This is a genomic window from Pseudorhodoferax sp. Leaf274 (genome assembly GCF_001422445.1).
Lineage (GTDB): Bacteria > Pseudomonadota > Gammaproteobacteria > Burkholderiales > Burkholderiaceae_C > Pseudorhodoferax.
This window is the reverse complement of record NZ_LMNA01000001.1, coordinates 1,081,851-1,094,552: the sequence shown is the minus strand read 5'-3', so window position 1 is coordinate 1,094,552 and position 12,702 is coordinate 1,081,851. Positions and strand designations below refer to the sequence as shown.

The window sequence follows — 12,702 nt, the reverse complement described above, 5'->3', positions numbered from 1 at the left end:
CTCTAACGCCCGCTAAGGCCGGCCGAGTTCGACGATGCCGTCGACGAACTCCTTGATCGACTGCTGGGCCTTGGCCTCGATGGCGGTGAACTCCACCGGGTAGCCGAATTGCCCATCGGGCTGCGGCACCACGCGCAGCACCTTGGCATAGATCTCGGTCAGCTCGCGGCCCATCATCGACAGCGACAGCGCAAAGCAGATGTCGTCGAAGGCCTGCAGCGCCACGGCACTGCGCACGAACATGCCGCCGTAGCTGAGGTCGGTGATGCAGCCCTCCAGCTGGCGCGTGCCCACGGCCTTGCCCTTGAGCCGGCGGAACACGAGCGGCATGTCCACCTCCACGCGCGGGCTGTTGCGGATCTCGCGCTTGGGCGCCACCAACCGGTGCGGCCGCTGCGTGGCCTGCAGCTCGTACATGCGCACGGTGTCGCGCTTGCCCTTGACGCTGACCTCGTTGACATCGCCGGTCTCGATGAACCCCTGCGCCTGCTGCCAGGTGGACTCCGACAGCAGGATCTGCCCGCGCAGGCTGTGCGCCTCGATGCGCGAGGCCAGGTTCACCTGGTCGCCGATCACCGTGTACTCGCTGTGCAGCCGCGAGCCCAGCTGCCCCGCCACCACCTCGCCGGTGTTGATGCCGATGCCCATGAACCACGGCGCCATGCCGTGGGCCCGGTTGTCGGCATTGATCTCGTCCATGGCGATCTGCATCTCGATGGCGCAGGCGATGGCCGAGACGATGTCGTCCTGCAGCGCATCGGGTGCGCCGAACAGCACCATGATCGCGTCGCCCATGAACTTGTCGATGGCGCCGCCCCAGCGCAGGATGATCTCCGTCATGCGCGCCAGGTAGCGGTTCAGCGCCTCCACCATGGCCAGCGCCGAATGCTGCTCCGCCAGCGCCGTGAAGCCGCGCAGGTCGGACAGCAGGATGGTCACGCGCCGCAGGTCGGCCGCGGCATCGGCATGCTCCACGCTGTCGATCACGTCCGCGATGCGCCCACGCGCATCGGGCTGCAGCAATGCACCTGTCTCGGCCAGTGCCAGCAGGCGCTCGGCCAGCTGCTGGCGGTGGATCTGTTTCATGCGGGATCGGTGTGGCGGTGTCGCCAAAGTGGCGACGGGCAAGTGTAGGCCCGCTAAGCTGGTCCGCTTCCCCTCCCACGAAGCGAGACATCCCCCATGCAGACCCAAGACCTGTTCTCCCTGGCCGGCCGCACGGCCCTCGTCACCGGCGGCTCGCGCGGCATCGGCCGCATGATCGCCGAGGGCTTCCTGGCGCAGGGCGCGCGCGTGTACATCTCGGCGCGCAAGGGCGAGGCCTGCACCCAGGCCGCGCACGAGATGGCCGCGCTGGGCCACTGCATCGCGCTGCCGGCCGACGTGTCCAGCGTGGCCGGCGCCCGGGCCCTGGCCGACGCCTTCGTCGCACTGGAGCCCAAGCTGGACATCCTGGTCAACAACGCCGGCGCGGCCTGGGGCGAGCCCTTCGACGACTTTCCCGAGGCCGGCTGGGACAAGGTGGTCGACCTGAACCTCAAGGCGCCGTTCTTCCTCACCCAGGCGCTGGCCGCGCCGCTGCGGCTGGCGGCCCAGGGCCGGTCGGCCAAGGTGATCAACATCGCCTCCATCGACGGGCAGGGCGTGAACCCGCTGGAGACCTACTCCTACGCCGCCAGCAAGGCCGGCCTGATCCACCTGACCAAACGCATGGCGCTGCGCCTGATCGAGGACAACATCGTGGTCAGCGCCATCGCGCCGGGCGCCTTCGCCTCGGACATGAACCGCGCCGCGCGCGACCAGGGCGACGAGGTGGCACAACGCATCCCGGCCCGGCGCATCGGCCAGCCCGAGGACATGGCCGCCGCCGCCATCTACCTGGCCTCGCGCGCGGGCGACTATGTGGTCGGCACGACACTGACCGTGGACGGCGGCGTTCTGCTCGTCCGATAAGCAGGTTTTGGGGCAGCTTGGCGCAGAATGTGCGCATGAGTGATCTGCTGCTGAATACCCCCGACCCGCGCGAGCCCCTGCAGGCTTCGTTCAGCGACGCCGCCAACCCGCTGGGCCTGGACGGCATCGAATTCATCGAGTACGCCACCTCCAAGCCCCAGGCCCTGGGCCAGGTGCTGGAGATGATGGGTTTCCGCCCCATCGCGCGGCACCGTTCGCGCGAGATCCTGCTGTACCGCCAGGGCGCGCTCAACATCGTGGTCAACGCCCACGCGGCCGATGCGCCCGGCGCCAGCCAGGAGGTGCCGACGATCTCGGCCATCGCCCTGCGCGCGCGCGACGCGCGGGCCGCCTACCGCTACGTGCTGGAGCGCGGCGCCTGGGCCGTGCCCACGCGCGCCGAGGTCATGGAGCTGAACATCCCGGCCATCCACGGCGCCGGCGGCAGCCGCATCTACTTCGTCGACCGCTACAAGGAGTTCTCGATCTACGGCGTGGACTTCGTGCCCATCCCCTCGGTCGACCAGCAGCCCGCCGCGACGGCCGGCATCCATTTCTTCGGCGTGGTGCAGTACATCGGCCCGGGCCGCAGCAACGACTGGATCGAGTTCTACCGCGAGCTGTTCGGCACCGAGCTGATCCCCGACGACCTGCGCTTCGGCATCATGCCCAAGGGCACCTTGCTGCGCACGCCGGCGCTGGATGCCACGCAGCGCTTCATGCTGCAGCTGGTCGAGCCCGAGCCGCACGTGCTGGACACCGGGGAGAAGCTGCAGCGCATCGGCCTGGGCGTGCCCGACGTGCTGGCCGCCGTGCAGGCGCTGCGCGCGCTGGGCGTGGAGTTTGTCGAGACGGCCGCCGCCCACACCGAGCGGCGCGGCGCCATCACCAAGACCTACCTGGGCTCGGTGGTGTTCGAGCTCGTGCACAGCGCACAGGAGTGATGGGCATGCGGCTGCACACCGAGGGCAACTTCGAAGGCTTCGGCATGGACACCATCACGCTGGCCGGGCCGCTGGAGGCCAAGCTGGCCGCCATGCGCGAGGCCGGTTTCACGCAGGTGATGCTCAAGGCCAACGACCTGGTGGGCCACCCGGGCGGCCTGTCGGCCGCCGTGCAGGCGGTCAAGGACAGCGGGCTGCGCGGCACGGGCTTCCAGGTGCTGCGCGATTTCGAGGGCCTGTCCGGGCACCTGCACCACTACAAGGTCGACATCGCCAAGAGCATGCTGGAGATGGCCGCCGCGCTGGGCTGCACCGTGCTGCTGGCCTGCTCGTCGACCTCGCGCCACGCCACGCAGGACCTGGACCTGATCGCGCGCGACCTGCGCAAGCTGGCCATGCTGGCCGTGCCGCTGGGCATCAAGATCGCCTACGAGGGGCTGTCATGGGGCCACACGGTCAACGAGTACACCACCGCCTGGGACGTGGTCTGCCGCGCCGACTGCCCCAACCTGGGCGTGTGCATGGACTCGTTCCACGTGCTGGCGGCCAAGACGCCGCTGTCGGAGATCGACTACCTGGACCCGAGCAAGATCTTCCTCGTGCAGCTGGCCGACTTCCTGTGGCAGGACACCCCGACCTTCGAGGAGCGCATGGCCACCGCGCGCACCATGCGCGTGTTCCCCGGCGAAGGCGTGCACAGCGAGCAGGTGGTCGAGCTGGTGCTGCGCCTGGACAAGCTGGGCTACCGCGGCGACTACAGCTTCGAGGTGTTCAACGACGACTTCCTGAACCTGCCGCTGCCCACGGTGGCCGAGCGGGCCCGCAGATCGGCGCTGTGGCTGGCCGAGGATGTCCTCAAGCGCTCGGTGCCGCTGCCGGGGCAGATGCGGCTGAAGGCGATGGCGGGCCAGTGACCGCCGTGCATGCAGGGCAGCGCGATGCGCCCGCCATGGCCGTGGTACCCGGCGCTGGCGCGCGGGACATGACACCTTAGGCCGCACGGACCATGCGCTGCGAAGTCGTCAAGGTCAGCAGAAGTGCCCAGCACACGTTCTCGAAAGCGGTGGTCGAGCGCATCGAGCTGGTGCAGGGCCACGGCGTCCGAGACGATGCGCACTGCGGAACCACCGTCAAGCACCGGTCAAGGGTCGCGAAGGACCCGACCAAGCCCAACCTGCGGCAGGTGCATCTTCTGTCCGAAGAGTTGCTCGCCGAGTTCTCGGGAGATGGCCCACAGGTGCTGCCGGGCCAGTTGGGCGAGAACATCACCACACGCGGAATCGACCTGCTGGCGCTGAGCCCGGGCACGCAGCTGCGGCTCGGCGCGCACGCCGTCATCGAGATCACCGGCCTGCGCAACCCTTGCGCGCAGATCGAGCGGTTCCGGTCCGGTCTGCTGGCTGCCGTGCGCCCCCGTGCTGCCGATGGTTCGGTCGTCCGCAAGGCCGGTGTCATGGCGATCGTCGTCGCAGGCGGGGTGGTGCACCCGGGCGACGCGATCGCCGTCCTGTCCACGCCCGCGAAGCGCAAGCCGCTGGTGCCGGTCTGAACCGCGGGGCGCGCGCGACCGCGCTGGCCGGCAAGACGCGCCCTCAGCGCAGCAAGGCCCCGTGCCCCGTGTGCGTCAGCACCTCCCCCTGGTGCCAGCGCTGCGCCCAGTGCAGGAAGTCGGCGGAGGGCATCGGCTTGCTCATGAAGTAGCCCTGGCCTTCGTCGCAGTTCAGCGCGCGCAGCTGGTGCCAGATCAGCGCGTTCTCCACGCCCTCCGCGACCACGGTCAGGCCCAGGTTGTGGGCCAGGTCGACGGTGGAGCGCACGATCTTGGCGTCGTCCTCGTCCTTCTCCATGTTCATGACGAAGGACTTGTCGATCTTGAGTTCGTCCACGGGCAGGCGCTTCAAGTACGCCAGCGACGAATAGCCGGTGCCGAAGTCGTCGATGGACAGCTTGAAGCCGCGGTCGGACAGGCGCTGCAGCACGGCCTGCGCGCGCTGCGGGTCGTCCATGATGGCGCTCTCGGTGATCTCCAGGCAAAAGCCGGTGGCGGGCATGCCGTGGCGTTCGAGGATGGCGTCCAGCCGCGCCGGGAATTCCAGGTCCAGCAGGTCGCGCGTGGAGAGGTTCACGGAGATGCGCAGCGTGCCCGCCCCGATCTGCGCCAGCAGCTCGGCCGCGGCGTTGAACACCCACAGCGTGAGCTGGCTCACGAAGCCGGTCTGCTCGGCGAACGGGATGAAATCCAGCGGCGGCACCAGGCCGCGCTCGGGGTGCATCCAGCGCACCAGCGCCTCGGCGGCCACCACGGTGGAGTCCTCCAGGCGCAGCTTGGGCTGCATGAACAGGCGCAGTTCGTCGCGCTCGACGGCGCGGCGCAATTCGGTGAGCAGCGACAGGGTCTGCACGCTGCCGACGTCGAGCGCGGCATCGTAGAGCTGCACCACGGTGGTCTTGGACTTGGCCGCGTACATGGCGACCTCGGCGCGCGAGAGCAGCGTGTCGGTGTCGACGGCATGCACAGGCCAGCAGGCGATGCCCAGGCCGGCAGAGATGTCCACGGTCTGCTCGCCCAGCGCCAGCGGCTGCTCGAAGCCCTTGGCGATGCGCCGGGCCACCTGCTGAGCGCTGGTGGCGTCGCTGTCGGCCAGCAGCACGGCGAACTCGTCGCCGCCCAGCCGCGCCACCATGTCGCCGTTGCGCAGGCCCTGCTGGGTCAGGCGCTTGGCCACGGCCCTCAGCAGCTGGTCGCCGAAGGCGTAGCCCATCACGTCGTTGACGTGCTTGAAGCGGTCCAGGTCCAGCATCAGCACCGACAGGCTGCGCGGTGGGTCTTCGCCGCTGCGGCGCGCGATTTCCTGCTCCACGGCCTCGCGGAAGCGCGCGCGGTTGGGCAGGCCGGTCTGGCGGTCCCAGTAGGCCAGGCGGCGGATCTCGGCCTGCTGGGCGGCGATGTCCACGCGCATGGTGTCGAACGCGCGCGCCAGGCCGCCGATCTCGTCGCGCCGGTCGGTGTGCTGCAGCGGCTGGTCGTAGCGGCCACGGCCGAGTTCGCCGGCGGCCGAGACCAGCGCGCGCAGCGGCGTGGTCACGCGCCGCGCCGTCACCACGCTGCCGGCGCCGAACAGCAGCACGCCGAGCGCCGTGATCCAGGCCAGCGCCACCTGGGCCTGGTGGAACGGCGCCACGACCTGGTTCACGGAGCGCAGCAGCACGGTGTAGACGGCGGTGTCGGCGCTGGTGTCCAGTTCGACCGTGCGCGCCAGCAGCATGTCGTCGTCCACGGGCAGTTCGGCGGGCTGGCCGCCGGCCTGCTTCAGGGCCTGCAGCGCCGCCGGCGACAGCGTGGTGGCCAGCACGCGCGATGGCTGGCCCGGCGTGCGGCCGAACAGCGCCAGCTGCACGTCCGACAGCGCGCGCATGTCTTCCAACAGCTTCTGGTTCAGCGGAAAGCCCATCAGCACCCAGCCCACGACGACCGGTGCGCGCATGGGCACCAGCACGAACTGGAAGGCATCGCCGCCCACCAGCGCGATGCGGTAGGCGCTCGGATCGTCGGCCAGTGCGCGCAGCGAGCCGTCCAGCACCGAGTGCAGCGCGGCGGCGTCCTGGCCTTCCGCGACGGCGCGCAGCTGCAGCCGCGTGTCCAGCAGCGCCGTGGCCGTGGCACCGATGCGCGCACCGTGGTTCTCCAGCGCCGAGGCGATGGTGTCCAGGTCGCCGCTGCCGACGGCGTCGCGAAAACCGTAGTCGGCCGCCAGCAGCGAGGCGCCCTGGTTCAGCTTCTGCGCGTTCTGCTCCAGCAGGCGCAGCCACACGCGCTCGCCCACGCGCAGTTCCTGCGCGACCTGGCGGCGCGCGCTCTGCTCGATGGCGATGCGCACCACGCTGAACACCGCCGCCTGCACCACCAGCAGCAGCACCAGCGAGAGCAGCACGATGCGGGACGAGAGCCCGCCCGGCAACGACCACCCACGCCAGGCGCGCGCCTTCATGGCGTCACGCCGGCGAGCTTGAACACGGTGGCCTGGTCGGCCGCACCCACGGTCAGAGCCTGGTCGGCCGCCGGCGCGCCGACGGCCAGGCCCGGGTGCCACACGCGCAGGCGGTAGCTGCCGGCCGGCACGTTGGCCAGCGCCACCTGGCCGCTGGCGGCGCTGCGGCCGAAGTACGGCGTCTCGACGACGACGACCCAGGCCGCCATCTGGTCGTGGATGTTGCAACCCAGCACGGCGATGCCGGGCTTGTCGAACACCACCGGGTTGGCCGGCGTGCCGATGTAGAGCTTGAGCTCGAAGGTCTTGACGGGCGAGAACGAGTAGACGTGGTGGCGCACCGTGTCCTGGTTCGGGAAGGTCACCGCGCTGCCCACCGTCACCACCGTCACCTCGGGCTCGAAGCGCTTGGCGCGTTGCGCGATCTCGGCGCCGGCCACGGGCTTGGCCTGGGCGCGCGCCTCGCGCGATTCAAGGAACACCACGGCATCGGCGAGCGGCTTGCCCGCGCTGTCCTGCACGGTGACCTGCACGGTGCCTGCGGCGGCGGCGCCGGCCACCAGTCCCGCACCGACGCCAAGGGCCAGGGCCTGCAGCCAGCCGGCCCGCGAACGCGTCGTGCGCATGACCAAACCGTCCGCCGCGCGCAAACTCAAGGTTCGATGGCCATGCCCAGCAGCGGGCCGCCATCGGCCACGGTGCCGACGAAGCGCGCGCGGCCCGTGTCCAGGTCGATCTGGTAGAGCTTGGTCTTCGCGTCGCTGGCGGTGCGCACGGCCGCGAACGCGGCGTTCGACACGTCGGCGATGTCCAGCGTGGCGTCGGCCAGTTCACCCAGGCCCAGCGGCCCCACGGTACGCAGCTGGCCGGTGTTGGGCGAGACCACGGGCGTCGCGCCCTCCTTGGAGCCCTGCATCACCAGCACGCCCAGGCGCCGGTCGATGGCGTAGTTGGTGGTGATCTTCTCGTCCTGCTTGTTGTAGGTGTAGCCGGCGGCCACGATGGCGGGCTGCTTGCCGGCGTTCACGTCGCCGGGCACGTAGGCCAGCGCACCGTCGGGCTGCACGCCGTCCAGGTTCGGATTGCCATCGACGACGGCGCCCGTCTCCGGGTGCAGGCGCAGGTTCTGGCCGCCCTCGCCCACCACGCGGATGCGGTCGGCCGCGGGGTTGAAATCGAAGCCGAACAACGGTCCGGCCAGCGGCAGGATGGCCGGCGCCGAACCGACCTGCGTCAGCGCGCCGGTGCCGGTGTTCAGCGTGTAGAGCCGGCCCTGGCGCGACAGCGCGAACAGCACGCCGCGCGACACGCGGTAGTCGATGCCGATGAGCGCATCGCCCGCGGCAACGCCGGTGACCGGCTTGCGCGTCAGCACGCGCTGCGGCTGGCCGGCGTTGAAGCTGATGAGTTCGTTGCCCGCCGTGACGGCGAACACGTTTTCCTTGCGCAGTTGGCCGACAGGCTCCTGCACGCTGGCGCAGCCCAGCAAGGCGGTGGCCGCCACGGCGGCAAGGGTCAGGCGAAGGCGGGGGATGGAAAAGGTCATGGCGCGCTCCACAGTGGATTTGTCTCGATCCTGATCAGTTTATTCTCAGGATATAGACAAAACAGCGCAACAATTTGGCGGCGGCCATGGCAGCCGCCTGCCTGTTACATCCAGCGTTGCGTGCGCGCCGCAGGCAGCGGTTCAGCCCTGGCGGGCCTTGGCGTGCGTGACGGCCGTGCGCAAGCCGAGCAGGTAGCTGTCCACGCCGAAGCCGGCGATCTGGCCCTGCGCGATCTCGGCCAGCACCGAGTGGTGGCGGAAGGCCTCGCGCGCATGCACGTTGGACATGTGCACCTCGACGATCGGGCACTTGAGGATGGCCAGCGCGTCACGGATGCCGTAGCTGTAGTGGGTCCAGGCGCCGGCGTTGATGACGATGGCATCCACGCCCTCGGTGTGGGCGGCGTGGATGCGCTCGACCATCGCACCTTCGAAGTTGCTCTGGAAGCACTCGACCTCGGCGCCGAGCTCCTGGCCCAGCGCGACGAGTTGCGCGTCGATCTCGGCCAGCGTGGTCGTGCCGTAGGTCTTGGGGTCGCGCTTGCCGAACATGTTCAGGTTGATGCCGTGCAGCGTGAGGATCTTCATGGGTTTTCCTTGCGGGGATGGGGTACGGGGACCTGGGTCCCCGGGCGGCGCCGCGCTTACTTGCGCACCTTGGCCAGTTCGGCCTGCAGCTCGGCCACGACGTCCTGGCCCACGGTCACGGCGTGCTTGGCCGTCACGGGGCGCATCCTGTCGCGCAGCTTGGTCAGTTCGGCGGGCGGCAGCTCGGTCACCTGCATGCCGTTCTTCTTCATGTTGTCCAGCGCGATGGCCACCTGTTCGCGCGCCTGCTGGCGCTGGTACTTGGTGGCCTCGACGGCGGCGTCGGCGACGATCTTCTGCTGCGCGGGCTGCAGGCTGTCCCAGAACTTCTTGCTGATCAGCACCGACTGCGGGTTGTACTGGTGGTGGCTCAGCACCACGTGCTTCTGCACCTCGTAGAACTTGTTGGCGTTGATCACCGTGACCGGGTTCTCCTGGCCGTCGATGGCCTTTTGCTCCAGCGCGGCATAGACCTCGGGGAAGGGCAGCGGCGTGGGGTTGGCGTCCAGCGCCTTGACCCAGTCGACGTTGATCGGGTTCGGGATCACGCGCAGCTTGAGGCCGGCCAGGTCCTCGACCTTGGTGATGGGCCGCTTGCTGTTGGTGATGTCGCGGAAACCCAGCTCGAAGTACGACAGGCCGATCAGGCCCTTGTCCTTGAGCTTGTCGTGCAGCTTCTTGCCGAAGGGGCCGTCGACGATGGCCTCGGCCTCGGCATTGCTGCCGAACATGAACGGGAAGTCGTAGACCGCGAATTCCTTGACCTGGCTTGCAAGGATGCCCGAGTTCATCGTCGCCATCTCCAGCGTGCCGCCCTGGATGGCCGAGACGTTGGCCTGGTCGCTGCCCAGCGTGCCGCCCGGGAACAGGTTGACCTTGAGCTTGCCGCCGGACTTGGCGGCCACGATCTCGGCGAACTTCTCCATGCCCATCACGAGCGGGTGGCCCTTGGGGTTCTGCGTGGCGAACTTGATGGTGCGGGTGTCCTGGGCCTGCGCGGCACCGAACGCGGCGATGGCGGCAGCAGCCACCAGGGTCTTGAGCATGAGTCGTTTCATGGGTGTCTCCGAAGGGTTGGACAAGGGGAGGAAGATCAGCCGTACAGCAGCTTGGCCGGCCACATCACGAGCTGCGGGAAGAAGACCATCAGGAACATCACGGCGAACTGCACCAGCATGAAGGGCCAGACGCCGCGCGTGACGTCGTCCATGCGCATGCGGCCCACGCCGGCCACCACGTTGAGCACCGTGCCCACCGGCGGCGTGACCAGGCCGATGGAGTTGTTGATGATGAACAGCACGCCGAAGTAGACCGGATCGATGCCGGCGGCCTTGACGATGGGCATCAGCACGGGCGTGAGGATCAGGATGGTGGGCGTCATGTCCATGGCCGTGCCGACCACGATCACCAGCACCATGATGGCCAGCATCAGCAGCGTGGGGCTGTCCAGCAGCGGCTGCAGCAGCGAGACGATCTGGTCGGGCAGCTGGGCCACGGTGATGAGCCAGGCCGAGACCATGGCGGCGGCCACCAGGAACATGACCACGGCGGTCGTCTTGGCCGCGTTGAGGAACACGCCGTACAGCTGGCTCAGGTTCAGTTCGCGGTAGATCACGGCGGCCACGAACAGCGCGTAGACGGCCGCCACCACGGCCGCCTCGGTCGGCGTGAACACGCCCATGCGCAGGCCCACGAGGATGATCAACGGCAGCAGCAGCGCCCAGCCCGCGCTGCGGAACGCGGCGAACACCTCGGCGGCGCTCTTGCGCGGCGGCGGCTCCAGTTGCTCCTTGCGCGTGGTCCACCACCAGGTGGCCCACAGGCCGGCGGCCAAGAGGATGCCCGGGAAGATGCCGGCCAGGAACAGCTTGGAGATCGAGACGTTGGCGGCCACGCCGAAGATCACGAAGCCGATGGACGGCGGGATGATGGGGCCGATCACGCCGCAGGCCGCGATCAGCCCGCCCGAGCGTGCCTTGTCGTGCCCGGCCTTGACCATCATGGGCAGCAGCAGCGCGGTGAGCGCGGCCGCATCGGCCACGGCCGAGCCCGACAGCGCCGACAGCAGGCAGGCCGCGACGATGGTCACGTAGCCCAGGCCGCCGCGCACGTGGCCCACGAGCGCCATCGCGAAGTTCACGATGCGCTTGGACAGGCCGCCCGTGTTCATGATCTCGCCGGCCAGCATGAAGAAGGGCACGGCCAAGAGCGGGAAGCTGTTGGCGCCCTCGATCACGTTCTGCGCCAGGATCTGCGCGTCGAACATCGACAGGTGCCACATCAGCGCGGCGCCGCAGGCCAGCAGCGCGAACGAGATCGGCATGCCGATGGCCAGCGCGGCCAGCAGCGAGCCCAGGAAGATGGCGATGGTCACTTGGCTTGCTCCTGGGGGATGTAGTCGTTGGGATTGCCCTCCTCCGACTCGCGGATGCCGACCAGTTCCTCGTCGGACAGCTGGCCGGCGAACAGGCGGAACAGGTTCAGCAGCAGCACCGGCGCGGCCAGCACGGCGAACACCATGCCGCTGGCGTAGAAGTAGCCCATGGAGGTTTCCATCACGGCGCTGGTGGAATCCCAGTTGATCTTCACCTGCTGCAGCGCGCCGTCGAACATCAGCCAGCACATGTAGAGCATGAGCAGCAGGCTGGCGGCCAGGCACAGCTTCTGGCCGCCGCGCGGCAGGCGCGAGACCAGCGCGTCCGTGCCCAGGTGGGCGCGCTCGTGCAGTGCCACCACGGCACCCATGAAGGTCATCCACACGAACAGCCAGCGCGAGAGTTCCTCGGACAGCGTGAGCCCCGAGTTGAACGCATAGCGCATGACCACGTTGCCGAACACCATGACCACCATGAGGGCCAGGCTGGCGACCATCAGCCAGCCCAGCAGCCGGCAGTAGCCTTGGATGATTTTCTGGATCACGCTCGTGTCTCCTTGCGAACCCAGTAATGTACGAACTGGTTAGTTTTCTTTTCTAGGGGCTTACCCTGGCCTGCACGAAACGCAGCACCGTCTGCACGATGGACTCGCGCCGCGCGGCGACCACCGCCGGATCGGTGTAGTCGCGCTTGAAGATCAGGCCGAAGGTGTGGCGGTTGGCCACGTTGAAGAAGCACAGCGCCGAGATGGTGGCGTGCAGGTCGATCGCGTCCACGCCGGCGCGGAACACGCCGCTGTCCCGGCCGCGCGCGTAGAGCCCCTCGATGGCCGAGATCGCGGGCACGTTGAGCTGCTCGATGCTCTGGCTCTGCGCCATGTAGTGGCCGCGCTGCATGTTCTCGGCCATCACCACGCGGATGTAGGGTTCGCTGGACAGGTGGTGGTCGAAGGTGAATTCCACGAGCCGTCGCAGCGCGGCCTCGGGCGGCAGGTCGTCCAGGTGCAGGTCGGCCTCGGTCTCGCGCATGGCGCGGTAGCTGGCCTCCAGCACGGCCAGGTACAGGCCTTCCTTGCTGCCGAAGTAGTAGTAGATCATCCGCTTGGAGGTCTGCGTGGCGGCGGCGATCTCGTCGATGCGCGCGCCGTCCAGGCCCTTCTCGGCGAACTCCGTGAGCGCCACGTCCAGGATGTTGGCCATGGTCCGTGCGGGATCGTTGGTCCGGCTTGTCTCCTTTTCCTTGGCCGCGGGCTTGGCAGCAGCCACGCGGCGCCGGGAATGTACCGTCTGGTTCATTCCTGCAGTATA

At 68.9% G+C, this 12,702-nt stretch carries 13 protein-coding genes; 4 read left to right on the top strand and 9 right to left on the bottom strand.

Annotation, left to right across the window (positions count from 1 at the left end; translation table 11 throughout):
* Positions 1–12: 12 nt before the first annotated feature.
* Entirely contained in the window at positions 13–1,086 is a 1,074-nt protein-coding gene (locus ASF44_RS04955; RefSeq protein ID WP_056897996.1) for an adenylate/guanylate cyclase domain-containing protein, read from the bottom strand.
* A 96-nt stretch (positions 1,087–1,182) separates the two neighbouring features.
* Here ASF44_RS04955 and ASF44_RS04950 point away from each other — a divergent pair, with 96 nt between their 5' ends.
* The 4 genes from ASF44_RS04950 to ASF44_RS04935 all read left to right on the top strand — a co-directional run bounded on the left by ASF44_RS04950 (position 1,183) and on the right by ASF44_RS04935 (position 4,446).
* Entirely contained in the window at positions 1,183–1,953 is a 771-nt protein-coding gene (locus ASF44_RS04950) for an SDR family oxidoreductase (protein ID WP_056897995.1), read from the top strand.
* Between the two features lie 35 nt (positions 1,954–1,988).
* Positions 1,989–2,897, top strand: a complete 909-nt coding sequence (locus ASF44_RS04945) for a VOC family protein (RefSeq protein WP_056898222.1) — start codon at positions 1,989–1,991, stop codon at positions 2,895–2,897.
* Positions 2,898–2,902: 5 nt separating this feature from the next.
* Positions 2,903–3,811, top strand: a complete 909-nt coding sequence (locus ASF44_RS04940) for a sugar phosphate isomerase/epimerase (protein WP_056898221.1) — start codon at positions 2,903–2,905, stop codon at positions 3,809–3,811.
* 92 nt (positions 3,812–3,903) lie between these two features.
* Positions 3,904–4,446 (top strand): MOSC domain-containing protein, encoded by a 543-nt coding sequence (locus ASF44_RS04935; RefSeq protein ID WP_056897994.1) that lies wholly within the window; start codon positions 3,904–3,906, stop codon positions 4,444–4,446.
* Between the two features lie 43 nt (positions 4,447–4,489).
* Here the strand turns inward: ASF44_RS04935 and ASF44_RS04930 are convergent, their stop codons facing one another.
* From ASF44_RS04930 to ASF44_RS04895, 8 genes are all read right to left on the bottom strand, one after another.
* Positions 4,490–6,886: a bifunctional diguanylate cyclase/phosphodiesterase gene (locus ASF44_RS04930; RefSeq protein WP_056897993.1), complete on the bottom strand. Its 2,397-nt coding sequence runs from the start codon at positions 6,884–6,886 to the stop codon at positions 4,490–4,492.
* Positions 6,883–7,512, bottom strand: coding sequence for a methylamine utilization protein (locus tag ASF44_RS04925; RefSeq protein WP_056897992.1), 630 nt, complete (start codon positions 7,510–7,512; stop codon positions 6,883–6,885). The genes ASF44_RS04930 and ASF44_RS04925 overlap by 4 nt, the downstream gene beginning before the upstream one ends.
* Before the next feature lie 26 nt (positions 7,513–7,538).
* Positions 7,539–8,432 (bottom strand): DUF4394 domain-containing protein, encoded by an 894-nt coding sequence (locus ASF44_RS04920; protein ID WP_056897991.1) that lies wholly within the window; start codon positions 8,430–8,432, stop codon positions 7,539–7,541.
* Positions 8,433–8,573: 141 nt separating this feature from the next.
* Complete coding sequence (gene aroQ / locus ASF44_RS04915; RefSeq protein ID WP_056897990.1) at positions 8,574–9,020, bottom strand: type II 3-dehydroquinate dehydratase; 447 nt, start codon at positions 9,018–9,020, stop codon at positions 8,574–8,576.
* A 56-nt stretch (positions 9,021–9,076) separates the two neighbouring features.
* Positions 9,077–10,078 (bottom strand): TRAP transporter substrate-binding protein, encoded by a 1,002-nt coding sequence (locus tag ASF44_RS04910; RefSeq protein WP_056897989.1) that lies wholly within the window; start codon positions 10,076–10,078, stop codon positions 9,077–9,079.
* Positions 10,079–10,113: 35 nt separating this feature from the next.
* The gene (locus tag ASF44_RS04905) at positions 10,114–11,394 is read right to left on the bottom strand and encodes a TRAP transporter large permease (RefSeq protein ID WP_056897988.1); all 1,281 of its coding nucleotides are present in this window, start codon (positions 11,392–11,394) and stop codon (positions 10,114–10,116) included.
* Complete coding sequence (locus ASF44_RS04900; protein ID WP_369820892.1) at positions 11,391–11,939, bottom strand: TRAP transporter small permease; 549 nt, start codon at positions 11,937–11,939, stop codon at positions 11,391–11,393. The genes ASF44_RS04905 and ASF44_RS04900 overlap by 4 nt, the downstream gene beginning before the upstream one ends.
* A gap of 52 nt (positions 11,940–11,991) precedes the next feature.
* Positions 11,992–12,690 carry a TetR/AcrR family transcriptional regulator gene (locus tag ASF44_RS04895; RefSeq protein WP_056897987.1) on the bottom strand — a complete coding sequence of 233 codons (699 nt, stop codon included), beginning with the start codon at positions 12,688–12,690 and terminating at the stop codon, positions 11,992–11,994.
* Positions 12,691–12,702 lie beyond the last annotated feature (12 nt).

What these genes read in the sequence shown, in the direction of transcription:
- ASF44_RS04955 (WP_056897996.1), bottom strand. Translation starts at nt 1,086, where the DNA reads ATGAAACAGATCCACCGCCAGCAGCTGGCCGAGCGCCTGCTGGCACTG.
- ASF44_RS04950 (WP_056897995.1), top strand. Translation starts at nt 1,183, where the DNA reads ATGCAGACCCAAGACCTGTTCTCCCTGGCCGGCCGCACGGCCCTCGTC.
- ASF44_RS04945 (WP_056898222.1), top strand. Translation starts at nt 1,989, where the DNA reads ATGAGTGATCTGCTGCTGAATACCCCCGACCCGCGCGAGCCCCTGCAG.
- ASF44_RS04940 (WP_056898221.1), top strand. Translation starts at nt 2,903, where the DNA reads ATGCGGCTGCACACCGAGGGCAACTTCGAAGGCTTCGGCATGGACACC.
- ASF44_RS04935 (WP_056897994.1), top strand. Translation starts at nt 3,904, where the DNA reads ATGCGCTGCGAAGTCGTCAAGGTCAGCAGAAGTGCCCAGCACACGTTC.
- ASF44_RS04930 (WP_056897993.1), bottom strand. Translation starts at nt 6,886, where the DNA reads ATGAAGGCGCGCGCCTGGCGTGGGTGGTCGTTGCCGGGCGGGCTCTCG.
- ASF44_RS04925 (WP_056897992.1), bottom strand. Translation starts at nt 7,512, where the DNA reads ATGCGCACGACGCGTTCGCGGGCCGGCTGGCTGCAGGCCCTGGCCCTT.
- ASF44_RS04920 (WP_056897991.1), bottom strand. Translation starts at nt 8,432, where the DNA reads ATGACCTTTTCCATCCCCCGCCTTCGCCTGACCCTTGCCGCCGTGGCG.
- aroQ (WP_056897990.1), bottom strand. Translation starts at nt 9,020, where the DNA reads ATGAAGATCCTCACGCTGCACGGCATCAACCTGAACATGTTCGGCAAG.
- ASF44_RS04910 (WP_056897989.1), bottom strand. Translation starts at nt 10,078, where the DNA reads ATGAAACGACTCATGCTCAAGACCCTGGTGGCTGCTGCCGCCATCGCC.
- ASF44_RS04895 (WP_056897987.1), bottom strand. Translation starts at nt 12,690, where the DNA reads ATGAACCAGACGGTACATTCCCGGCGCCGCGTGGCTGCTGCCAAGCCC.